This is a genomic window from Pseudarthrobacter oxydans (genome assembly GCF_034258515.1).
Classification (GTDB): Bacteria; Actinomycetota; Actinomycetes; order Actinomycetales; family Micrococcaceae; genus Arthrobacter.
Genome location: NZ_CP139438.1, coordinates 14224 through 36889, shown reverse-complemented (window position 1 = coordinate 36889; position 22666 = coordinate 14224). Strand labels below are relative to the sequence as shown.

Below are 22666 nucleotides of genomic sequence, written 5' to 3'. Positions count from 1 at the left end.
GTGCACCCTCCCACTCCAGGGGTGATCAGCCTTCGGTCTTGCATAGTTCCTCAGCAGTTACGCCTTCAACGACGGTTGAATCGAAGCCCCACTTGGTGAGGATCTCCCCGAACTCCGGCGTGGCCTTGAATGCCGCAAGCTCCTTGTTGTAGGCCTCGTGGAAGGACGTATCGCCCTGACGGAAAGCTGCTCCCGAGCCAGTGCGCGGCGCATCTTCAATCGGTGCTGTGATGTCAAAGCTATTGTCGCTCTCGGCCAGAGACTTCAGCGACAGCGTGGGAAGCATGAAAGCGTCCGCGCGGTTTGCCTTCAGCGCTTCGAGGCCGCTTCGACCGTCATTGACCTTAACCTGCTGGTTGGCAGGAACGTTAGCCGCCTTGAGAACTCCTTCTTCAAATCCACCGGGGAGAACGGCGATACGCAAATCGGGATCTGCGATGATGTCAGCGATCGTGAGGATGCTTTTCGGATTGCCCTTGGGCGTGGCGAAGGATTCGGTAGAAACAATGACTGGCTCGGAGTAAAGAATCTGCGAGCATCGTGACTGCTTCATGAACAGGCCGGCTGCGATCACGTCCCAGCGGTTGGCATTCAGTCCGGGGATCATGGACTCATAGGGTGTGATGATGCCCTGAACCTCGTCGATTCCCAGGCGCTTACAGACTGCCCGCAAGACGTCGGGTTCGCATCCTGTGACCTGACCGTCCGGGCTGACCTGTGTATAAGGCGGCTCATTGGCGATGCCTACTCGGATGAAGCCCTGCGCCTTTGCAGTTTCCAGCAGGTTGCTCGTCGCACCCGTTGCCGGGTTACCAGCGGGAACACTGGAGCAGCTGGTTATCCAACCAGCGACCGTCACTCCGAGAGCGGCTGTGCCAGCACCTCGAAGGAGGTTCCGCCGTGTGATGTTGCTTCTCATTTCTTCTCCATTCGCCCGGCCTCGCCGGCGCTAAATCAGGACAACCGCCCTGTGAGCTGTGTTACACAAACCTAAGATAATGATGTAGCATTGTCAACAATACGAATGTACGATTCTGCAAGGGTGTCGAGGAGCCCGTCAAAGGGACAGGCTCGGGCCTTAAGCAGAGTTTGGATTGGAGTTACGAAATGATCATTGGTGTTCCCGCAGAAATTAAGAACAACGAGTTCCGGGTGGCCATCACCGCCGCCGGCGTCCACGAGTTCCGCACCCATGGACACACGATCCTGGTGGAGCGCGGGGCGGGACTCGGTTCGGGCATCACCGATGAGGAATACTCCATTGCCGGTGCCGAGATCGTTAACGAGGCAGACGACGTCTGGGCCCGCGCGGACATGGTCATGAAGGTCAAGGAACCCATCAAGGCCGAGTACCACCGGTTCCGCAAGGACCTGATCCTCTTCACCTACCTCCACCTCGCGGCCGAGCCCGAACTCACCCGCGAGCTCATCAACTCCGGCGTCACCGCCATCGCCTATGAAACTGTCCAGGAGGGCCGCAGCCTGCCACTCCTGGCGCCCATGTCCGAGGTGGCCGGCCGCCTCTCCGTCCAGGTAGGCGCCTCCGCACTGATGGCCCCCGCCGGCGGCAAGGGCGTCTTGCTGGGCGGCGTTCCCGGCGTCCGCCCCGCCAAGGTGGTCGTGTTGGGTGCAGGTGTTGCAGGCACCAATGCAGCGGCCATGGCCCTGGGCCTCGGCGCCGACGTGACCATCATGGATATCGACATCCACCGCCTCCGCGAGCTGGATGCCCAATACCAGGGCCGGCTCAAGACGGTGGCATCCAACAAGTATGAGATCGAAAAGTCAGTGGTGGACGCTGACCTGGTGATCGGCTCGGTCCTGATCCCCGGCGCCAAGGCCCCCAAGCTGGTGACCAACGATCTGGTGGCCCGCATGAAGCCGGGCTCGGTCCTGGTGGATATCGCCGTGGATCAGGGTGGCTGCTTCGAGGACACCCGCCCCACCACGCACCAGGAACCCACGTACAAGGTGCACAACACCATCTTCTACTGCGTGGCCAACATGCCTGGTGCGGTACCGAATACCTCCACGTACGCCCTGACCAACGTCACCCTGCGCTACGCGGTGGCCCTCGCCAACCTGGGCGTCAAAGCAGCGTTCGATCGCGACCCCGCCCTCGCTGCGGGCCTGAACATCGCCGCAGGCCACGTTGCCCACCGTTCGGTGTCCGGGGCACACAACCTGCCCCTCGTGAAGGACTGGCGCGAACTGGTTCCGGCCTAGCCCCCACTACCCCCAACTCGCTAACAGGAAAAAGATTCACTTCATAGGGAAGAACATGAAAAAGCGACTCCAACTGACGGCCCCCCTGATGCGTAACGTTCGAATGTCTCACAGCGCGCGGACCGGTGACCACTGCCCGGCAAACGGATGGTGGGCGCCGTTCAATGACGTTGAAAACCCCTACTTCATCACTGAGGGGAGCATCATGCCATCAGCCAACGGTGGGCCTAGTAACTGGAAACTGGTTATGAGCAATCAGCAGCAATCCCAGATACCGCGCCATGATCTTCCGTCCAGGGGAAATTTCCTCGATATCATTTGACTTTGGGGCCAGCGGAACCGGCCATCGGCAGTGGACGCTCAGAGGCTGTAGCAGGACGCCGGCGTTGATGACAAGAGAGTGGCCAACCGCAGGAATCATCAAGGGTTTAAAGAATGCTGGCCTGATTCCCGGATCAGCGAGCTCCCGGGAAGGCCCGTGTCGCTGTGGTTATTATTCCCGCCTGAGCCACACACGGAACAGCTGTCGGCTGTCGATTGGGATCAATGCGCTGGGTCTGCAATCCCTTACACCACGATGCGTCCCGCTACGGGAATATCTGGCGTAAAGAAGCATCTGTCCCTGCAGGACGGTGTCTTTCACCGTCCTTAGTCAATGAATACATGCCAAAGGAGAAACTGGTGCGAGAAACGGAAGAAGTTCCGGTCAACTCCTGCGTTGATCTATCGCCTGGAGATGAGATCGCCGCGACTCGCAGGGGGGGCGCTCGTGCACCGCGGGCGGGTGACGGATATAGCACCGGACCATGGGATGTTCTGGATCATGGACGATCTGAATGGGGGGCGCCGGTTACTTGACCTAGCCGAGGTGCAGGTTACGTGGACAAAGGGTGCAGCAGCAGGGACCCCCGCTGTCGGTTGAGAAAAAACGACCGCAGTTCATGGTTTCAGCTCTGCGCACTGCGGCTTGGTTAGCGGCATTGAGAAGGGACTCGTTTCGGAAACTTCTGCGCAGCTAGCCTCGGAATCGTGCTCTAGGGAAAGACTCTGTTGGTGCATGCCTAGCGCCAATAGGTCCCCCTAGGATCACTAAAACCAGGGGTATGGGGTCTTGGGACTATCACGGACCTTTAAATAAGTGAGCTCATGTTTAGGAACATCAAGGACCATGACGCCAACTAATGAACACCAAGTGCAACAGCACCAGGACGTGTGCTCCACTGCGACAACCGGTGACCTGGCACCGCTGAGTGGTTGGTGGAGGCCGGACGGGGACCCAGCGCCGTTTCGCTATCTAGAGCAAGGCGAGACCATGCCACTACTGCACGGAAGAAAAACTCTCTGGACTCTTGTGTTTGAATTGGCGCCCTCAGCCAGAGCTCATGGTGCCAAATACCCGAGTCTGGTTACTGGTACGCGTGCACATCAATTCGAACTATTGGAGTCTGTTAATGACGCTGTAGGATCAGCCTGATCGAAGTTGTGGGGAACGCGGCATCGTGGGTAGGCGGAGTGGTCTTGCCCAAAAACCTGACTCGCGGGCAGTCTCCTCTCCAGTTAGGGCACACCCCAACCTGACGTCAGGCGACCAGTCATCCGACGTCAGAAAAGAGCAGGTTCGCCCCTTCCCAGACAGGGTTCTCAACGAGTCTTAGATTTCATCCTGACAGCATTTAGGCTCAGGAGGCTTCGACTGGACGGGGACACCACAGTTGTCCTCTGGTCTTCACCGGCGAAACGCCTCCGTGGCCAACCTGATGCTTTAGATCGTGGGCCTCGTCGAATTCGATGCTGCGGAGGTGGATCGGCGTGCCGCATCCGTTGTTGAGAAGTCCGTCCTGGCCCGCGTGGTACGGAATCACCAGGAATTCGGTCTGCCAGCCCCTTGAGCCAGGCCAAGGACGAGCAGCCTAACAAGGCACCACTTGTAATATAAGTACAGCACTTATATCCTAAGTTGGCGGGCAAAGGAGCCCGGCCCCGCCCAAAGGAGAAACCGTGAGTACCGTCGACCTGATCCGGCACGTCAAACTGTCCACCGCCCGCCTTCCCCTCGCTGTTCCCATCAGCGATGCCAAGGTCTTCACGGGCAGGCAGAAGCCCATGACGGAGGTGGTCTTCCTGTTCGCGGAAATCACCACGGAGCTGGGGCACACCGGCGTCGGATTCAGCTACTCCAAGCGGGCCGGCGGGCCGGCGCAGTATGCACACGCCAAGGAAGTAGCCGAGGGCGTCATCGGCGAGGATCCCAACGACATTGCGAAGATCTACACCAAGCTGCTGTGGGCCGGAGCGTCAGTGGGCCGGTCCGGCGTCGCCACCCAGGCACTGGCCGCCATCGACATCGCCCTCTACGACCTCAAAGCCAAGCGGGCCGGCCTGCCGCTGGCCAAGCTCCTGGGCTCGTACCGCGACTCCGTGCAGACGTACAACACGTCCGGCGGATTCCTGAACGCAACCCTCGAGGAAGTGAAGGCCCGGGCCACCCAGTCACTCGAGGAAGGCATCGGCGGCATCAAGGTCAAAGTGGGCCTCCCCGACAGCAAAGAGGACCTGCGCCGCGTCGCAGGCATCCGCGAACACATCGGCTGGGACGTTCCGCTGATGGTGGACGTCAACCAGCAGTGGGACCGGGCCACCGCCCTGCGGATGGGCCGCCAGCTCGAGGAGTTCAACCTGATCTGGATCGAAGAACCCCTGGACGCCTACGACTTCGAGGGCCACGCCCACCTGGCCAACGTCCTGGACACCCCCATCGCCACCGGTGAAATGCTGGCGTCTGTGGCCGAACACAAGGGCCTCATCAACGCCAACGGCTGCGACATCATCCAGCCGGACGCTCCCCGCGTCGGCGGCATCACCCAGTTCCTCCGCCTGGCCGCCCTGGCCGACGAGCGCGGGCTGGGCCTGGCACCGCATTTCGCCATGGAAATCCATCTCCATCTCGCCGCTGCCTACCCGCGCGAGCCCTGGGTGGAACACTTCGACTGGCTCGACCCGCTGTTCAATGAACGGCTCGAAACCAAGGACGGCCGGATGATCGTCCCGGACCGCCCGGGCCTCGGCGTCACCCTCAGCGACCAGGCACGTGCCTGGACCACCGAGACCGTGGAGTTCGGCGCGTAACCTTGAAGCCATGAGTCGGAACCTCACCGCGGACCTCGCCGCTGACCTTCGCAACCGCATCGTTGACGGCGTCATCCAGCCGGGTGAGAAGCTCCCCAGCGAGAACACCCTCATCAGCGACTTCGGCGTCAGCCGGACGGTTGTCCGCGCGGCGCTGACCCGGCTCCAGGCCGAGGGGCTTGTTGAAACCGAGCGGGGGCGGGGAAGCTTCGCCCTCACGCCGCCGACGGACCGGCCCCAGGCAGCACCCGGGGCCCGTCCGGTGGCCACCATGGAGGACCGGGTCCACCTGCTGGAGTTCCGTATGGGCGTGGAAACCGAAGCCGCCGCGTTGGCCGCACGGAACCACACCGAGCGGCAGCTGCGCGCCGTCACCGCGGCCCTTGAGGAGTTCACCGCCAGCGCGGGGCACCCCGCCCGCGCCATGAAGTCGGATTTCGAGTTCCACCGCGCCGTTGCCGCGGCCTCCGGCAACCCCTACTACTCCGACTGCCTGGCGGCGCTTGGCCAAACGATGATCGCGATGCCGCGCACCCGCCTCATGACCGGCGTCGAGCATTACGCCCGGGACCACTTCGACCAGGTGGTCCAGGAGCACCGCTCCATCTCGGAGGCCATTGCGGACGGTGACGAGGCTGCCGCAGCGGCTGCCATGCGCAGCCACCTGGCCAATTCACGACGACGGTTCAAGGCTTCCGCGCGGCCCTAACCTGGCGTGCCGCCTGGCTATCGGGCACGAAACCTCAGCTTGTTCGCGGATCCAACCCTTCAAGGCCCGGATTCGCGAACAACCCCAGGATCGGCGCGTTAACGCAAAAAGAGCCCCGGTCTCTCGACCGGAGCTCTTTAGTTCTTTGCGTGCGCGAGGGGGGATTTGAACCCCCACACCCTTTCGGATACTGGCACCTGAAGCCAGCGCGTCTGCCGTTCCGCCACTCGCGCGCAACTTCTTTCACCAAGTTCCGGCCGGTTTCCCGGATCCGTTACCTTGTAAAAGCAGCGAGATCAAGCATAACGGAAGGTGGACGGAAAACACCAATTGGCCTCCGCCGGCCCAGGCAAGGCCCGGCAACAGACTGAACTTTTGGCGGCCCCCGGGCGTTGCTGATTAAGGTCATTCACAGCCCTGCCCAGTAGTATCTGATGTAGGAGTGGCTGCTGCAGGCAGGCACACCGCTGACTTGCGAGCTGCACTGCGGGTGAAGTTCCGGAACGAAAACTGCCCCGCGGCTGGGGGGAAAGGAGAAGAACCATGGGTCTGCTGGACAAGGTTGAACGCGGCATTGAAAAGGCTGTCCGGGGCGTCTTCTCTACCGGCTCGCGCGCCCAGGTCGAACCTGTGGAGATCGCCAGCAGGCTGCGCCGGGAAGTTGACCACAAGGCCCTGACTGTGGCCGCCGGCCGGACACTCGCCCCAAACGTTTTTGATGTGCAGCTCAGCGATGACGACTTCAAGCGGGCCCAGGAATGGGGAACCCCGCTGGCCGAGGAACTCTGCGACGTAGTCATCAACCACGTCCGCAGCCAGGGCTACACCCTTCAGGGCCCGGTACGGATTTCCTTCCGCCGGGACGCCGAGTTGCGCGCCGGCAACTTCGAAATCCTCTCTTCAACCGAGAAATCGAAGGGCGCACCCGCAGGCCAGCCACAACGCCCCAATCTGCCGGCCGCTCCGAGCCGCCAGCCGGTACGGCTTCAGCCCGTATTGGATATCGACGGGCAGCGTTACTCCCTCAACGCTCCATCCATCGTCCTTGGCAGGTCGTCCGAAGCCGACATCCATGTCGAAGACACGGGCGTGTCCCGCCGCCACCTGGAAATCCGCACGGCCAACGGCGTGACCAGCGCAGTGGATATGGGTTCCACCAACGGCAGCTATGTCAACGGGCAGAAGGTGTCAGGGAGCACCGAACTCACTGACGGCTCCACCATCACTATGGGACGGACAAAAATCATCTTCCGCCTTTTGCCTGCAAGCACGGGTGGCCGCACATGAGCGACCTCACCATCACCGTCCTGCGGTTCGGCTTCCTCCTGCTCCTCTGGGTGCTGATCTTCAGCATCGTCTCAGCCATGCGCCGGGACCTCATGGTGGGCCGGAAGGCAGCCTCCGGCGCGCCCACCCAGCGCCAGGTCCGCAGGAACCCGGAGCTTGCTGAAGCCCCTCCGCAGCCGGCGAAGCAGCAGGCGCACCAGCTGGTCGTCGTCGAAGGTCCACTCAAGGGAACCACCCTTCCGCTGGCTGCCAGTCCCATCCTCCTGGGCCGCGCCCAGGAAGCCACCCTGGTCCTGGAGGACGACTACGCGTCCGGCCGCCACGCCAGGCTGTTCCCCCAAGGCAGCCGCTGGTTCATCGAGGACCTGGGGTCCACAAACGGAACCTACCTGGCGGACCAGCAACTTACCCGTGCCCTGCCGGTTGAGCCAGGGGTTCCCGTGAGAATCGGCAAGACGGTCATCGAATTGAGGCCATAGCCGTGGCCGTCACGCAAACCCCCGCCAACGGGCCCCGGCCCGCGCAGCGGCCCCTCATCATGCGCTACGCCGCACGTTCCGACGTCGGCCGGATCCGCTCAAAGAACGACGACTCCGCCTACGTGGGACGGCACCTCGCCGTCGTCGCGGACGGCATGGGCGGCCACGCGGGCGGCGACGTAGCCTCCGCCGCCACTGTCCTGGACATGATCCACCTGGACCGCGGCGACTACGACGGCGACGCCGGCACCGTCCTTGCCGACGAAATCCAGACGGCCAACTCCCTGCTTTCCGAACTCGTGCACCAGAACCCCAAACTGGCGGGGATGGGCACCACCGTCACGGCGCTCCTGCTGGCCGGGGGCAAGCTCTACTTTGCACACATCGGCGATTCCCGGGCCTACCTCCTGCGCGACGGCGAATTCAAGCAGGTCAGCGTGGACCACACCTTTGTCCAGCGCCTCATCGACGAAGGCCGGCTCCGCCCTGAGGAGGCCGAAAGCCACCCGCACAAAAACGTCCTGATGCGCGTCCTGGGCGACGTGGACGCCAGCCCGGAACTCGATCTCGATACCCTGGACGTCCGCCCCGGCGACCGCTGGCTGCTCTGCTCCGACGGGCTCAACTACGTTGCCGGCCACGCCGTGGAACGGACGGTGCGGGAAACCAAGGACCTCCGCGAGTGCGTGGAAACCCTCGTGGACCTGACCCTCGAAGCCGGCTCCCCGGACAACGTCACAGTGGTCATGGTGGAAATTGTCGAGGAAACGCCCGACGACGTCAGAACCGCCGCCGTCGAAGTCGTCCCTTCCACAGCCATCGCCGCAGCCCCTGCCGCAGCAGTCCAGCCGGCAGCACCGCCCGCCGCAGGGCCGCAGGATCCGGCTGAGGGCACCAAAGCTCCCGGCAAGAACACGTCCGGCACAGAAAGCCCTGACAAGGGCGCCGGCGCGGGCAACGACCCAGCAGCCAGCGCCGTTCCGGCCGCCGCCGGACCTTCCAAGGAGGGCCCTGCCAAGGACGGCCATGGACAGCGCTCAGTGGAACCGGGCTCCACCGACCCGCACTTGGGCGAACACCTGTCCGCTGAGGTCCTGCGGGACGAACTCGCCTCACGCCCCCACGAGCTTGTGGGTGCAGCGGCAGCAGCGGCAGAATCCGGGTCCATTCCCACCATCGCCGGACGCACCGTGGCGCGGAGGGCAGCCACCCTCCTCACCCACAGGGCAGAACAGTCCGGCACCGAAGCTGATGACAACGTGGTGCCGCTCAAGCCGCGGCGCTGGATTACCTGGGCGATCGCCGCATCCGTGCTGGTGGCCCTGACAGTGGGCCTCTGGCTGGGGTATGCCTGGACCCAGACGCGCTACTACGTCGGCGAGTACGACTCCCGCGTCGCCATCTTCAACGGCGTCTCCCAGCGCCTTGGCCCCATCGGCCTTTCCAGCCTTGAAACCGTCACAGAAATCCGGATGGATTCCCTGCCCCCGTTCTCGCAGCAGCGCGTGCGCCAGACCGTGCCCGCCAATGACCTCTACGATGCCCAGCGGATCGTGAAGAACCTCGAACTCACCGGGACCACCTCCCCAGAGGAAGGGTGTCCAACAGTTTCCGCGTCACCTGGAGCATCCACACCGGCGCCGGCCCCTACGGACCCGGCCGCTCCTGCACCGGCCCCGGAGGCAACCGCCGCTCCGGCAAGCCAGTCCCCCAGCCCCACCGTCACCTGCAAGGCGGTCCCATGAGCCAGCTCAGCACCATTCCCAAGCCACGGCGGAACGTCGAACTCGCACTGCTCCTGCTGGCCCTGGCCGTCGGCATCGGCGCCAACATGCTGGTGGGCGTCGACCAGGAAAAGGCCTTTGACTCGGATTTCTGGTTCCAGTCCAGCCTCCTCGCCGTTGCCTCCCTGGTTTTCCATGCAGTCCTGCGCTTCCGCGCCAAGTATGCCGACCCGGTAATACTTCCACTGGTGGTCGCCCTTAACGGACTCGGGCTGGCCATGATCCACCGCCTGGACGCACCCGGTGATGACACCGGCAACAACCAGCTGCGGTGGACCCTCATTGCAATGGCGGTGGCGATCGCGGTCATCTGGCTGCTCAAGGACCACCGCGTGCTCCGCAGGTTCACCTTCATCTCCCTGGCAGCCAGCGCCGTCCTCCTGCTCCTGCCGCTGATTCCCGGCATCAGCGCGGGCGAGATCCTGGGCGCCCGCGTCTGGATCCGGCTCGGTCCCATGACGTTCCAGCCCGGCGAGGTCGCCAAGATCACCCTCGCCATATTCTTTGCCGGTTACCTTTCATCCAACCGCGACCTGATCCTCCTGGCCGGCCGGAAAGTCGGTCCGCTGCAGTTCCCGCGGTTCAAGGACATGGGCCCCATGATCACGGCCTGGCTGGTCAGCATCGGCGTACTCATCTTCCAGCGGGACCTTGGTTCATCGGTTCTCTTCTTCGGCCTGTTCATCGTGATGATCTACGTGGCCACAAGCCGCATCAGCTGGGTAGTAATCGGCCTGGCCCTCATCTTTGGCGGCGGCTTCATCGCCGCCCAGGTCTTCTCCCACGTTGCACTCCGGATCGACGGCTGGCTCAACGCCTTCACTCCGGAGGTCTACGACCGCTCACCGGGCGGAAGCGGCCAGATTGTCCAGGGGCTCTTCGGCATGGCCAACGGCGGACTGGTGGGAACCGGACTGGGGCAGGGCCGCCCGGACCTGGTCCCGTTCGCCAACAGCGACATGATCATCGCGTCCCTTGGCGAGGAACTCGGCCTGGTGGGCCTGTTCGCCGTCGTCCTGATGTACCTGCTGCTGTTCACGCGCGGGTTCAGGGCCGCGCTGGGCACCCGGGACGCGTTCGGAAAGCTCCTCGCCTGCGGCCTCTCCTTTGCCGTGGCGCTGCAGTGCTTCGTGGTGATCGGCGGGGTCACACGGCTCATCCCCCTGACCGGCCTGACAACGCCGTTCCTTGCAGCCGGCGGTTCGTCGCTGCTGGCCAACTGGATCATTGTGGGCCTGCTCCTGATGATTTCCCATACAGCCCGCGGCCCGGTGGACACCACACCGCTGCGGCCGGGCGAGGCAGCAGATTCGATGGGCATTGATACTCCTACTGAGGCGGTGAAGCACTCGTGAACCAGGCAATACGGCATTCATGGGTGGCGGCCGTCGCCATGTTCGCCCTCATCTTCGGCGCCATCAGCTACGTCCAGGTGGTGGGAGCCGATGAGCTCAAGGCCAACCCGTGGAACCAGCGTGCCATCCTGCAGAACTACTGCAACGACCGCGGTGCCATCATCGTGGGCGGCACTCCGGTAGCAGAATCGGTCGAAGGCACGTCGGAGACCTGCAAGTTCCAGCGGACCTACCCGCAACCGGAACTTTATGCAGGAATCACGGGATACTTCTCGCAGAATTTCGGTGCCACCGGCCTGGAGCAGGCTATGGGTGAAGTACTCACCGGCAACTCGGACCAGCTGTTCCTGGACCGCGTGGGCCAGCTCTTCCTGGGGAACCAGCCCAAGGGCGCGTCGGTGGAGCTCACCATTGACCCCAAAATCCAGCAGCTCGCCTACAGCCTGATCCCGGACGGGCAGCGCGGGTCCATCGTGGTCACCAATCCCAAAACCGGGGCCATCCTTGCCATGGTCTCCAAACCCTCCTACGATCCGAACCTGATCGCCATCCAGGATCCGAACGCCGAGACCGCCAACATCAACGAACTGCTCAAGGTCCCCGGCATCAACCTGAACCAGAACGTCAGCGGACCCACCGGGGAACTGCTGGCTCCCGGTTCGGTCTACAAGCTGGTGGACACCGCCGCGGCGCTTGCATCGGGGAAGTACAACAAGGACAGCGTGCTCCCCAACCCTGCGGAAATGCCGTTCGAGGGAATCCAGTACAAGCTTCCCAACTATGCGGGCGGCAACTGCTACACCCGGGACACGGCGACCTTCGCCTTCGCGCTGCAACAGTCCTGCAACACCCCGTTCGCCAGCATTGCGCTGGACCTGGGCCGGGACGCCATCGCAGAGCAGGCGAAAAAGTTCGGTTTCGGTGAGGACATGGGTGACCAGATCAAGCTCGGCTATGCCCGGGGCAACGGCTTCCCGGATGACCTGGACGCTCCCGGGCTGGCCCAGTCCGCCATCGGCCAGAAGGACGTCCGTGCCACGCCGCTGCAGGTTGCGTTGATGACCGCGGCGATTGCCAACGACGGCGTCCAGATGAGGCCCACCCTGGTCAAGACCCTGCGCTCTCCGGACCTGCGGGTCATCGATGAACCCCGGCCCCAGCAGCTGCGGACCTCCACCACCCCGGATATTGCAAACCAGATCACCGAGTGGATGGTCAGTGCCGTCAGTGAAGGCATCGCCAACAGGGCAGCCGTTCCCGGTGTCCAGGTGGCCGGCAAGACGGGAACCGCGGAACTGGGGAACGGCACCAACAACTCCTGGTTCACCGGCTTTGCCCCCGCAAACAACCCGCAGGTGGGCGTCACGATCGTCATGGAAGGCGTGGACATCACCACGGGAGCCCAGCTAACCAGTCCGAACGCGAAGAGAATTTTTGAGGCGGTGTTGAATAAGTGAGGCCTACAACCGGAATCACCCTCGGCGGCAGATTCCAGCTGACCACGCGGATCGCGATCGGCGGCATGGGCGAAGTCTGGAAAGCGAAAGACCTCGTCCTGGGCCGCATCGTCGCCATCAAGGTGCTGAAGGAGGAGTACACCGGCGATCCCGGGTTCCTCCAGCGTTTCCGCGCCGAGGCCCGCCACACCGCACTCCTGAACCACGTGGGCATCGCCAACGTCTTCGACTACGGCGAGGAGGAGGGATCCGCCTACCTGGTCATGGAACTGGTCCCCGGCCAGCCCCTGAGCAACATCATCGAGCACGAGCAGGTCCTGTCCCCGGACCGCACGCTGTCCATCATTGCGCAAACCGCCCGTGCGCTGTCCGTTGCCCACGCGCAGGGCCTGGTGCACCGCGACGTGAAGCCCGGCAACCTCCTGATCACCCCTGACGGACGGGTCAAGGTCACCGACTTCGGCATCGCCCGCCTGGCTGACCAGGTTCCCCTCACCCAGACCGGACAGGTGATGGGCACCGCCCAGTACCTTGCTCCCGAGCAGGCCACCGGCCAGACCGCCACGGGTTCCTCGGACATCTATGCGCTCGGCGTCATCGGCTACGAGTGCCTGACCGGCCACCGTCCCTTCTCCGGCGAGTCCCAGATCGCCATCGCCCTGGCCCAGGTCAACGATGCGCCGCCGCCGCTGCCGGAATCCCTTCCCACCCCGGTGCGCGCCCTCCTGATGTCCATGCTTGCCAAGGACCCAAAGAACCGGCCGGAGAACGCCATCAAGCTGGCAGAGGCAGCCGAGGCCATCCGGAACGGCGACATCAGCGCCGCCCGGGCCGCCGTTCCCGGCATGCTCCTCTTCGACGCGGACAACACGGGCCCCATCACGGCTCCCGTGGACACCGCAACAGCGCCCACCGACGTCATCGGAGCCCAGCGCGACAGTTCGCCCACCCCCACCTCCGCTTTGCCGGTGCTGGGTGCGGGTGCGGCCGGCGCAGCCGCCGGGGCTGCCGGGGCTGCCGGGGCATCAGCGGCGGAGCCGGACGCTCCCCAGGGCGCACTTGCCCGGGCCAATGCCCTCGCTGCGGAGCGCAGGTGGGTTCCGGAAGAAACAACGTACGACGACGAGCCCGCCGATGAGCCGCAGCGTAAAGGCCGCAGTCCCTGGACATGGCCTCTGATTGCGTTAATCCTGCTGCTCCTGTTCGCGTTGGTGGGTTTCTTCCTCAGCCAGCGGGGCATTCTCTTCCCCTCGAATGACGCCACCTCCGGGGCAACCACAAGCAGCCCGGCGAGCACCAGTGCCAGCCCCACCAGGACCACGCAGTCGCCCACGCCCACGGCCACGCGCAGCACGCCTACGCCCACACCCACCCAGGAAACGGTCAATGTCATCCCGGCCGCCTACCTCGGGCAGGACTATCGCAAGGTTCAGGCGGAGCTTGCCGGGCTCGGGCTGGCCGTCACCGTGATTCCGCAGGAGAGTACCGCGGATGGCCCGGGCAAGGTCATAGAATTGAATCCTACGGGCCTGGTGCCCCAGGGCTCGCCCATTACTGTGGTCTATGCCGTAGCGCCGCCGGCACCCACCACATCTGCTCCCGCGCCGGCCCCGTCGCCCACCACGTCGGCGGTGGCGGCGCCCACCGTGGCATCGCCCCTGCCCGCCTGCACCGCCGGCCAACTGCCCGGCGCCCCGCCAACCTGCAAGCCGTAACCGCCAGGACAGCCAGTGAACGAGTCAGCGCGCACACCGTTGCACCGCGAGGACAGCCTCCCGGTGGATAACCGCCGTGTCCTCAGCGGCCGGTATGAACTGGGCGGCCTGATCGGCCGCGGCGGCATGGCGGACGTCTACCGGGGAGTGGACACCCGGCTGGGGCGGACTGTCGCCGTGAAACTGCTTCGGCCGGACATGGCGCGTGACCCGCAGTTCCAGGCCAGGTTCAAGCGTGAAGCACAGGCGGTTGCTGCCCTCAACCATTCCTCGATTGTTGCCATCTACGACACCGGCGAACACCTGGTCCACGATGGCTCGGAGGACAACGTCCGCGTGCCCTACATCGTGATGGAATTCGTGGAGGGCAAGACCATCCGCGACCTGATCCGTGCCCATGACGTCACCATTGACCAGGCAATCGACTACTGCCTGGGTGTCCTCGGCGCCCTCGAATACAGCCACAAGGCCGGCATCGTGCACCGGGACATCAAGCCGGCCAACGTCATGTACTGCGAAAACACCAACTCGGTGAAGGTGATGGACTTCGGCATCGCCCGCGCCATCGCCGACTCTTCAGCCACCATGACGCAGACCCAGGCCGTGGTGGGCACCGCGCAGTACCTGTCCCCCGAGCAGGCCCGCGGCGAAACCGTTGACGCCCGCAGCGACCTGTATTCCGCTGCCTGCCTGTTGTACGAAATGCTCACGTCCAGGCCGCCGTTCGTCGGTGACAGCCCGGTGTCCGTGGCCTACCAGCATGTACGGGAGATTCCCGAGCCTCCCAGCAGCCTCAACCCCGATGTGACTCCTGCCCTGGACAGTGTGCTGGCGAAGGCGCTGCAAAAGAACCGGGATGACCGGTTCCAGGATGCTGCGGCGTTCCGGCGTGCCCTGCGCGCTGCACGGTCCGGCGTCCCGGTCCCGGCGGTTCCGGCTTCCGAAGCGCCCACGGACCCCAACGACCATGTCCCGTCGCCGGCCACCGAGGCCTTCCCCGCCGCAGGGGCAGGCTTCCTCGATGACGCACCTACCGGCCGGCTGCCGGCGGCTATCCCTTCCTCTGCCGAGGACCACGAAACCCTGGTTCCCTTCGCGTCCGGCGTCGATGACCATCGGTCAGCTGATGCGTTGCCGCTGGGCCTGACTCCGGAACGTGAGCGCAGCCCGCGGCAGAAGTCCCGTCGTCGTGCATGGATTGGCACGCTGGTGGTCTTCACGCTCCTTGTCCTGGCAGGCGGCGCCCTGTGGCTGTACAGCATTATCAACCGCCCTGCTCCGGCGGCGCCCAAGATCACGGTCCCGGCAGTGGCCGCTATGACAGAGTCGGCGGCGCTGCAGGAACTGTATAACGCGGAGCTCCGGCCCCGGATTGTCCGGTCGCAGCACGACACCGTTGCCAAGGGTACGGCGATCGGTACCGATCCCGCGTCCGGTGCTTCGCTGGATCCCGGCGCCGAGGTGATCCTCAATATTTCAGAGGGCCCCAGCGCCGTCATGATCCCTGAGAGCCTTCCGGGCAAAACAGAGGCGGCGGCCCGGGATATCCTGCGTCAAAGCGGACTGGTAGGGGCCCCCTCCACCACCACGGCAAACAGTGCCACCGTGCCTGCCGGAATTGTGATCACCACAAGCCCCGCGCCCGGCCAGAAGGTGGGCGTCGGAACCAGCGTCGAACTGGTGGTGTCCACCGGCAAGGTAGCCATGCCTGAACTGCGGGGACGCACCCGCGAAGAGGCGGAAGCGGCGTTGAAGGAACTGAGCCTGGTGCCCAACGTCGTTGAGGCCGAGAATGCCCAGGTTGAGCCGGGCAGGGTGACGGAGCAAAGCGACCCCGTGAACGCGGCCGTGGACCAGGGCAAGACCGTCACCATCGTGGTGGCCAAAGCCCCGCCGCCCCCGCCAAGCCCCACACCCACGCCTACTCCGACGCCGACCTCCACCAAAAAGGGCTAAGCCCGGCACAGCGCTGCATCAATCGGATTCAGTGCTGAACGGGCCGGCTCAGCGCTGGATGAGCGGGCTCAGTTTGGCTGCCCGGGCAGCTGCGCCCTTCATTCCCAGCGACTCAAGCCAGTTGCCCAGCATCTGGTAGCCGCCCTCTGTGAGCACGGATTCCGGGTGGAACTGCACGCCGCACAGGGGCGCCGTCCGGTGCTGGAGGCCCATCACCACGCCCGTTGCTGTCTCAGCAGTGATTTCCAGGACGTCCGGAATCGATTCCCGCACGGCCGCCAGCGAGTGGTACCGCGTGGCGGTGACGGGGGAGGGGAGCCCGGAAAACACGCTGGTTCCCACGTGCTGCACCAGGGATGTTTTGCCGTGCATGAGTTCGGGGGCGTGCGTCACCTTGCCGCCGAAGGCCTCGGCAAGCGCCTGGTGGCCCAGACAGACGCCGAACATGGGCACGCTGTTCTCACCGCACCACTTGATCAGTTCGATGCAGACTCCTGCTTCAGCCGGGTTGCCGGGGCCGGGCGAGATCAGTACGCCGTCGCGGGTGCTCGCCAGTTCAATGGCCTCCGCCAGGGTGACGTCGTCATTGCGGACAACGGTGGTTTCGGCGCCGAGTTCCTGGAGGTAGCCCACCAGGGTGTAGACAAAGCTGTCGTAGTTATCCACCACGAGGATCTTGGTTGTGGTCATGGCTGGCTTGCTGCACCAATCGTTGAGTCGGTGAACTGGGTGTAGTGGGACATCCAGGGGAAAAGGAACTGAACCATCAATACCAGTGCGGCGGCAATGAGCACCAATGAGGTGACAATCCGCAGCCAAAGCGGCCCTGGGAGATGGCGGAATATCCAGCCGTACATGATCAGCCCTTTCCGATCGCCGAAGCCACCTGGTCCGCGATTTCCGCGGGCGGACCAGCTGATGCAGGGCGCCAACTGTCCAGCAGCGCGTAGGCGATGATGCGTTCTTCAGCGCCGAAGCGCGGGTTGCAGCTTGTCATGGTCAGGTATCTTTCGGTGGGGGTAACCCCGGGAAGCGTCGGCACCGGTTCCAGGACGTCGGTGCGGGACGGCATGACGATCTGGTTGTTGCGGAAGACGTAGACGTAATAGCCGTCTTTCGTCTGGACGTAAATTTTGTCCCCCGGAACCAGCGTGTGGATGTTGTCCAGCACTGCGCCATGGGTCTGGCGGTGCCCCGCGACAGCGAAGTTGCCCACCGCGCCGGGCATGGCCGTGGTCCCGTAATGTCCCAGGCCCAGGGTGTCCAGCACATCGCTGCTGGTTCCCTGGACAATCGGCCGCGTGTAGTTCGCCCCGAACCGGGGAATGTACATGATGCCGATCGTGCCGGCGTGGGCCGGCGCGGCAGCCACTGCTGGCTCGCCGAAGTCTTCACCAGCGGCAGGAGGATCAGCAGCGGCCGGCGCGGAAGGGGCGGCGCCGGCAATATCCTGCGCGAATTCCTTGATCACTTCGCTCTGCCTGGCGTCTGATTCCACGTTGGTCCACCACAGCTGCCAGGCCACGAACAGCAGGAGGATGATGCCGGCGGTGATGAGCAGCTCGCCAATAACCTGGACCGTTCCGCGCAGTATAACGACGCCGGCAGGCGGCGCAGCGGCTTGCCTCGCCTTCTCCTGCAATACCACGCGTTCTCCTCCGGGCGGTTCCGACGGGCACCGGCGGCCCCTGAACTACGGCTAGAATTGGCTGCTAGTAAGAATCCAGATTTGACCAAGATCGCGCAGACCGCTGGCAATTTCCTTCTTGCAGGATATCAAGGCCGGACCGCCGATCTTGCCTCAGCCCGCCAAGGAGAGCCAGTGCCCGAGTCAAAGCCGCGCAAGAAGACCGCCAGCACCCCGCAGCAGACTGCTTCCCAGGCGTACAAGCCCAACCCGGTATGGTTCAAGCCCGTTATGTTCGGCCTGATGATCATCGGGCTCTTCTGGATCATCACGTTCTACATCAGCGAAGGCCGCTTTCCCGTCCAGGCCTGGGAATCGTGGAACATCGTAGCCGGGTTCGGCATCGCCATCGTAGGCTTCCTCATGACCACCCGCTGGCGCTCCTAGGCCCCTTCAAGGACGAGATCCACTCCCGGACGGCCGGCCGGCCCGGCAGGTAATCCTAAAGGAGAAAAGCGTGACTCCTGACGCTGCCGGTGTCCTGGTAGGTGACGACGGCCTCGCCCGTCCCGCGTGGGCGTCCACGGACCCGCTCATGCGCGACTACTACGACACCGAGTGGGGCCTGCCGGTCAGGGACGAACAAGGCCTCTACGAACGCATCTGCCTGGAGGGCTTCCAGGCAGGGCTTTCCTGGGCCACCATCCTTCGCAAGCGCCCCGCGTTCCGTGCCGCCTTCGCCGGTTTCAGCCCGGATGCGGTTGCGCTGTTCACCGACGCCGACGTTGAGCGGCTCATGCAGGATGCAGGCATCGTCCGGAACCGGTTGAAAATCCGTGCTGCCATCAACAACGCCCAAGCCACCCTCGCGCTGCGCCAGGACGGCGGGCTGGTGGACTTCGTGTGGCAGTTCCAGCCCGCTTCCACTCCGCGCCCCGCCGTCCATGCGGACATCCCCACCCAGTCGGCCGAATCCGTTGCGCTCTCCAAGGCCCTGAGGAAAAAGGGATTCTCCTTCGTCGGCCCCACCACCATGTTTGCCCTGATGGAAGCGATCGGCATGGTGGACACCCACCTGGTGGGGAGCCACCGGCGCGGGTCCTCCGGGATCTGGCCCGCTCCTGCCCGCTAAGGGTTTTGTTTTTATCCCCAGCTGTTGGGAAAGTTATCCACAATGGGGATAAACGGCCGCACTGCCGACGTATGTACGTGCGTGGCCGCCTTTCACACGGCGGCCACGGCCGATCCCCACTGCACATGCGTTTATTAACAGTGTGGAATACCTGTGGATAATCCCAAGGACAAGGCGGTGCCCTACCGCTTACGCCGGACCGGGTGGTGGCTGGTGATGGAAACCCGGTTGAAGGCGTTCATCGTGATGGCCAGCCAGCTCACCACGGAGAACTCTTCCTCGGTGAGGTGCTCCCGGGCGTAAGACTCCTCGTGCTCCTGTGGACCGTGACCAGGCAATTCCGTGATGCTCTCGGTCAACGCCAGTGCAGCACGTTCCTTCTCCGTGAAAAGTGCTGTGTCGCGCCATGCAGGAAGTACCGCCAGCCTCTGCGGGGTCTCGCCCGCCTCGACAGCTTCCCTGACGTGGAGGTCCAGGCAGAAGGCGCAGCCGTTCAGCTGCGAAATGCGTACATTAAGCAGCTCCATGGTCCGGACTTCGATGCCGGCTTCCTGGGCCGCCTCCTTGACCTTGAGCCCCAATCCGTTCAGGGCCCGCCACAATGCAGGATGCTGCTTGTCCAGGAAAACGTGCTGGGCAGTGGCGGTCATAAATTCTCCTGTCGGGAAGGGGCTCAGGCGCAAAGGTAGGCACCTGAAGCTTATCCACTTACCAACATCGGGATACCCACAAGTTATCCACAGGTGTGGAAACAGGCCGGGACTCATGGGAAGGTCGGTGGCCCGCACATTGCGATGCAGCGGCGCAAACGGCCAAAAACTACACCGCTGTTCTTTATTAACAATGTGCATAACCCTGTTGATGGGACGTCCCTGACCCGGGGAGAACCAGGGGTGCCAAGGGGTTTTCACCGCGTTATCCACAGAACGGCTTTTTACGGGCTGTTTGTCCACTTAAGCACACCCCTATCCCCAACAGTTATCCACAGATGTGGAGAAGAATGGAACCTGCACCGCAAAATCCCTGCTACTCCGCGGTAGCTGAAGCGCCGAACGGAGAACTACAGGGATGTAAGTTACCAACAATGTGGATAACTGCTGTGGATAAGCAGAAACCCTGGCGTCCTTTCGGAGGCCAGGGTTTCTCTGCTCGGGCCGGCTTGGCGCCCGTGGCGGGGGACTAGACGGAAATCCTCACCCAGCTGACGGCTATCAGCAGGGCCAGCACGGCCACCAGTCCGGCGGCCTGGAGGAAGCCCTGCCGGGGCCCGCGGGGAGTGTAGGCAAGGACTGCTGCGCACAGCGCGCCCGTAATGAGCCCGCCCAAATGGGCTTGCCAGGCAATCTGGGGAATCAGGAAACCTATGACTCCATTAATAGCTATGAGGACCCACAGCTGCCGGGTGTCCCCGCCACGCTGGCGCTGGACCAACAGCATGGCGCCGAACAGGCCGAAGATCGCGCCGGATGCGCCCACTACTCCCACCAGCCCCTGGCCGGGCACAAGGACAGGGTTCAGGAGCAGGTAGCCGACGCTACCCCCCACGGCCGACAACAGGTAGAGGGCCAGGAAACGCACGCGGCCAAGGAGCGGTTCCAGGACCTGGCCGAAGATCCACAGCGTGTACATGTTCAGCAGGATGTGCAGCAGTGAATCGGGTGAGTGCAGGAAAGCCGCCGTCAACATGCGCCACGGCTCGAACGCCCCGTACTGGGGGGTGGCAAAGACATTGTTGTAGGCAAACTGTTCGTACACAGCCTGGCCCGGGATGAGCCACTGCAGCGCGTACACCACAGCACATACGGCGATTATTCCGAACGTCACCAAAGGCTTGCCAGCAGCGGCGACGCCGCCATAGACCGTCCGGACCTCCGGCGTCGAACGTTTTGTTTCGTTGACGCAGTCAATGCATTGGAATCCGACGGCGGCCGCCCGCTGGCAGTCAGGGCATGCGGGGCGACCGCAACGCTGGCAGCGCACATAGGAGGGCCGGTCCGGGTGCCGCGGGCATACCGGAACCTGCGCGGACGGCTCAGCCGACGGAATTCCGTAACTCATGGTTCGGTGTTACAGCTGTTCGATGTCGATGCTGTTGATGGTGACGTCCTCTACGGGACGGTCACCCATGCCGGTACGGACGCCTTCGATTGCGTCAACAACCTTCTTGGATTCTTCGTCAGCCACTTCACCGAAGATCGTGTGCTTCCCCTGGAGCCAGTCCGTGGGGATGGTGGTGATGAAGAACTGCGAACCGTTGGTTCCCTTGCCCATGCGGATGCCTGCGTTGGCCATGGCCAGCTTGTAAGGCTGGTTGAAGCTCAGTTCGGGGTGGATCTCGTCATCGAACTGGTAGCCCGGGCCGCCCACACCGCGGCCCAGCGGATCGCCGGCCTGGATCATGAAGTCCTTGATGATGCGGTGGAAGATGGTCCCGTTGTAGAGCGGGGTGCCGGTCTTGTCCTCACCCGTCTCCGGGTGGGTCCACGCCTGCTCGCCGGTGGCAAGACCTACGAAGTTCTTGACGGTCTTGGGAGCGTGGTTGCCGAAGAGGTTCACGGCGATGTCGCCGAGGCTCGTGTGGATGGTTGCTTTTGCGGTTGCGATGGCAGTCATAGCCTCCATTCTTCCATGGCCCATCCGGGCCGTTGCGGCTGCGGCGGCAGTTCCGCGCTGGGTGAAATCCGCCTAAAATCCGCAGTGGGAATAGCCGGTGAACACCAAGCAACGTAGGCTAACCACAGAACCGTCACCTAACCGGGAGGTAGTTGTGAAGAAGTCGGACCGTATTGCCCGTGACCTTGAGCTGCAAGTCGCCAGCGCCGTAGAGAACGCCAAGGATTGGGCAGCCCCCCGTGTGGAAGCAGCTGTTGACCGTCTCCAGCACGGCCTGGACACTGCGTCGCCAAAGATCCAGGAAGGCTTGAAATCCGCTGCCCACAACCTGGCGGACGGCGTGGCCACCGTGACCCCACGCATCCAGGACGGCCTGGCTCAGCTCGCGCCCAAGATCAACGAAGCTGTGGAAGGCGCCTCTCCCCGTCTTCATGAGGCCCTGGACAAGGCCACCCCGGTGATCCTCAACGCCCGTGACCGGGTTGTCGTTGAATACCTGCCGCGCCTGTCAGACCAGATCGGCCACGCCTCGGAGGCCGTGCACCGCACCCTGGAGAACACTCCCGCGCACGTTGACGCCGTTGCGCAGAAGCTTGGGGATGTGGGAATCATCCACGCCATCCAGGAGCAGGCCCAGGCCACCGGCACACAGCTCAAGGCAGCAGCAACGGAGGCGGGCCGGACCGTAGGGATCCAGCTTGCCGAGCCGGAGAAGCCGAAGAAGCGCGGCTGGCTCGTTTTCGGCGTCATTGCGGCGGCGGTTGCGGCTGCAGTAGCTGCCTGGAAGGCATCCAAGCCGGTTGAGGATCCGTGGAAGACCCCTTCCCCGGTGACACCCACGCCCGCACCGGTTCCGGCCACCACAGTGAACGAGGTCAAGGAAAAGGCAGCCGACGCCGCTGAACCTGCGGCAGCGCCGGTTTCCCCTTCGACCGACGCCGCCACGGCGGACAAGGCCGAGGACGCCGGGGAAAAGGCAAAGCACGTGGCTGAAGACGCCTCGGAAAGCGCGGCTCCAGCTACCGATGCCAAGACTGCCACCAAGAACATCGCGGCCAACATCAGCAACGGGAACAAGGGCACTACCCAGTCCTGATCAGCTGTCAGCTGTGTCGTCCGGCCAAGGCCGGAGAGCTTAGCCGGAAAGGGCTCCGCCGCAGGCGGGGCCCTTTTCCTGTCTCCCATGGTTTCCGCCATCCG

At 63.8% G+C, this 22666-nt stretch carries 19 protein-coding genes and 1 tRNA gene; 13 read left to right on the top strand and 7 right to left on the bottom strand.

Translation table 11 applies throughout. The features are described from left to right. Nucleotides 1-25: 25 nt before the first annotated feature. Entirely contained in the window at nucleotides 26-919 is an 894-nt protein-coding gene (gene ehuB / locus SMD14_RS00165; RefSeq protein WP_321214865.1) for an ectoine/hydroxyectoine ABC transporter substrate-binding protein EhuB, read from the bottom strand. A gap of 188 nt (nucleotides 920-1107) precedes the next feature. On the opposite strand from ehuB, the gene ald reads away from it, so the two are divergent. From ald to SMD14_RS00150, 3 genes are all read left to right on the top strand, one after another. Then, nucleotides 1108-2226 (top strand): alanine dehydrogenase, encoded by a 1119-nt coding sequence (gene ald / locus SMD14_RS00160; RefSeq protein WP_321214864.1) that lies wholly within the window; start codon nucleotides 1108-1110, stop codon nucleotides 2224-2226. Between the two features lie 1998 nt (nucleotides 2227-4224). After that, the gene (locus SMD14_RS00155; RefSeq protein WP_321214863.1) at nucleotides 4225-5352 is read left to right on the top strand and encodes an L-talarate/galactarate dehydratase; all 1128 of its coding nucleotides are present in this window, start codon (nucleotides 4225-4227) and stop codon (nucleotides 5350-5352) included. Nucleotides 5353-5362: 10 nt separating this feature from the next. Next, on the top strand, nucleotides 5363-6061 hold the full coding sequence (locus tag SMD14_RS00150) for a FadR/GntR family transcriptional regulator (protein WP_157240130.1): 699 nt from the start codon (nucleotides 5363-5365) through the stop codon (nucleotides 6059-6061). A 150-nt stretch (nucleotides 6062-6211) separates the two neighbouring features. Here the strand turns inward: SMD14_RS00150 and SMD14_RS00145 are convergent. Beyond that, nucleotides 6212-6294, bottom strand: a tRNA-Leu gene (locus tag SMD14_RS00145). A 310-nt stretch (nucleotides 6295-6604) separates the two neighbouring features. Here SMD14_RS00145 and SMD14_RS00140 point away from each other — a divergent pair. The 7 genes from SMD14_RS00140 to pknB are packed head-to-tail and all read left to right on the top strand — an operon-like array spanning nucleotide 6605 to nucleotide 16094. Further along, nucleotides 6605-7348: a DUF3662 and FHA domain-containing protein gene (locus SMD14_RS00140; protein ID WP_321214862.1), complete on the top strand. Its 744-nt coding sequence runs from the start codon at nucleotides 6605-6607 to the stop codon at nucleotides 7346-7348. Next, a complete protein-coding gene (locus tag SMD14_RS00135) occupies nucleotides 7345-7827 on the top strand; it encodes an FHA domain-containing protein (protein WP_157240134.1) in 483 nt (160 codons plus the stop codon). The genes SMD14_RS00140 and SMD14_RS00135 overlap by 4 nt, the downstream gene beginning before the upstream one ends. 2 nt (nucleotides 7828-7829) lie before the next feature. Then, entirely contained in the window at nucleotides 7830-9572 is a 1743-nt protein-coding gene (locus SMD14_RS00130; protein ID WP_409339695.1) for a PP2C family protein-serine/threonine phosphatase, read from the top strand. Beyond that, a complete protein-coding gene (locus tag SMD14_RS00125) occupies nucleotides 9569-10966 on the top strand; it encodes an FtsW/RodA/SpoVE family cell cycle protein (RefSeq protein WP_157240135.1) in 1398 nt (465 codons plus the stop codon). The genes SMD14_RS00130 and SMD14_RS00125 overlap by 4 nt, the downstream gene beginning before the upstream one ends. Further along, the gene (locus SMD14_RS00120; protein ID WP_321214861.1) at nucleotides 10963-12423 is read left to right on the top strand and encodes a penicillin-binding protein 2; all 1461 of its coding nucleotides are present in this window, start codon (nucleotides 10963-10965) and stop codon (nucleotides 12421-12423) included. Before SMD14_RS00125 ends, SMD14_RS00120 begins: the two co-directional genes overlap by 4 nt. Then, complete coding sequence (locus tag SMD14_RS00115) at nucleotides 12420-14138, top strand: protein kinase domain-containing protein (protein WP_321214860.1); 1719 nt, start codon at nucleotides 12420-12422, stop codon at nucleotides 14136-14138. Before SMD14_RS00120 ends, SMD14_RS00115 begins: the two co-directional genes overlap by 4 nt. A gap of 15 nt (nucleotides 14139-14153) precedes the next feature. Beyond that, nucleotides 14154-16094, top strand: a complete 1941-nt coding sequence (gene pknB / locus SMD14_RS00110; protein WP_321214859.1) for a Stk1 family PASTA domain-containing Ser/Thr kinase — start codon at nucleotides 14154-14156, stop codon at nucleotides 16092-16094. A gap of 48 nt (nucleotides 16095-16142) precedes the next feature. On the opposite strand, the gene SMD14_RS00105 is transcribed toward pknB, so the two are convergent. Together SMD14_RS00105 and SMD14_RS00100 are read right to left on the bottom strand one after the other, a co-directional pair. Then, on the bottom strand, nucleotides 16143-16784 hold the full coding sequence (locus tag SMD14_RS00105; RefSeq protein ID WP_321214858.1) for an aminodeoxychorismate/anthranilate synthase component II: 642 nt from the start codon (nucleotides 16782-16784) through the stop codon (nucleotides 16143-16145). A 169-nt stretch (nucleotides 16785-16953) separates the two neighbouring features. Next, on the bottom strand, nucleotides 16954-17742 hold the full coding sequence (locus SMD14_RS00100; protein WP_321214857.1) for a class E sortase: 789 nt from the start codon (nucleotides 17740-17742) through the stop codon (nucleotides 16954-16956). A gap of 174 nt (nucleotides 17743-17916) precedes the next feature. Here SMD14_RS00100 and SMD14_RS00095 point away from each other — a divergent pair, with 174 nt between their 5' ends. Then, nucleotides 17917-18168, top strand: coding sequence for a cell division protein CrgA (locus SMD14_RS00095; RefSeq protein ID WP_321214856.1), 252 nt, complete (start codon nucleotides 17917-17919; stop codon nucleotides 18166-18168). A 70-nt stretch (nucleotides 18169-18238) separates the two neighbouring features. Continuing rightward, entirely contained in the window at nucleotides 18239-18853 is a 615-nt protein-coding gene (locus SMD14_RS00090; RefSeq protein WP_321214855.1) for a DNA-3-methyladenine glycosylase I, read from the top strand. Between the two features lie 182 nt (nucleotides 18854-19035). Here the strand turns inward: SMD14_RS00090 and SMD14_RS00085 are convergent, their stop codons facing one another. The 3 genes from SMD14_RS00085 to SMD14_RS00075 form a co-directional block, all read right to left on the bottom strand. Then, entirely contained in the window at nucleotides 19036-19503 is a 468-nt protein-coding gene (locus tag SMD14_RS00085) for a carboxymuconolactone decarboxylase family protein (protein WP_157240140.1), read from the bottom strand. A gap of 529 nt (nucleotides 19504-20032) precedes the next feature. Continuing rightward, the gene (locus SMD14_RS00080) at nucleotides 20033-20911 is read right to left on the bottom strand and encodes a rhomboid family intramembrane serine protease (RefSeq protein WP_321214854.1); all 879 of its coding nucleotides are present in this window, start codon (nucleotides 20909-20911) and stop codon (nucleotides 20033-20035) included. A 9-nt stretch (nucleotides 20912-20920) separates the two neighbouring features. Beyond that, nucleotides 20921-21466, bottom strand: a complete 546-nt coding sequence (locus SMD14_RS00075) for a peptidylprolyl isomerase (protein WP_139027259.1) — start codon at nucleotides 21464-21466, stop codon at nucleotides 20921-20923. Between the two features lie 154 nt (nucleotides 21467-21620). Here SMD14_RS00075 and SMD14_RS00070 point away from each other — a divergent pair, with 154 nt between their 5' ends. Then, nucleotides 21621-22562, top strand: a complete 942-nt coding sequence (locus SMD14_RS00070; RefSeq protein ID WP_321214853.1) for a hypothetical protein — start codon at nucleotides 21621-21623, stop codon at nucleotides 22560-22562. Nucleotides 22563-22666: the final 104 nt, after the last annotated feature.

Coding starts and splice junctions, on each gene's coding strand:
- ehuB (WP_321214865.1), bottom strand. CDS start 919: ATGAGAAGCAACATCACACGGCGGAACCTCCTTCGAGGTGCTGGCACA.
- ald (WP_321214864.1), top strand. CDS start 1,108: ATGATCATTGGTGTTCCCGCAGAAATTAAGAACAACGAGTTCCGGGTG.
- SMD14_RS00150 (WP_157240130.1), top strand. CDS start 5,363: ATGAGTCGGAACCTCACCGCGGACCTCGCCGCTGACCTTCGCAACCGC.
- SMD14_RS00140 (WP_321214862.1), top strand. CDS start 6,605: ATGGGTCTGCTGGACAAGGTTGAACGCGGCATTGAAAAGGCTGTCCGG.
- SMD14_RS00135 (WP_157240134.1), top strand. CDS start 7,345: ATGAGCGACCTCACCATCACCGTCCTGCGGTTCGGCTTCCTCCTGCTC.
- SMD14_RS00125 (WP_157240135.1), top strand. CDS start 9,569: ATGAGCCAGCTCAGCACCATTCCCAAGCCACGGCGGAACGTCGAACTC.
- SMD14_RS00105 (WP_321214858.1), bottom strand. CDS start 16,784: ATGACCACAACCAAGATCCTCGTGGTGGATAACTACGACAGCTTTGTC.
- SMD14_RS00085 (WP_157240140.1), bottom strand. CDS start 19,503: ATGACCGCCACTGCCCAGCACGTTTTCCTGGACAAGCAGCATCCTGCA.
- SMD14_RS00080 (WP_321214854.1), bottom strand. CDS start 20,911: ATGAGTTACGGAATTCCGTCGGCTGAGCCGTCCGCGCAGGTTCCGGTA.
- SMD14_RS00075 (WP_139027259.1), bottom strand. CDS start 21,466: ATGACTGCCATCGCAACCGCAAAAGCAACCATCCACACGAGCCTCGGC.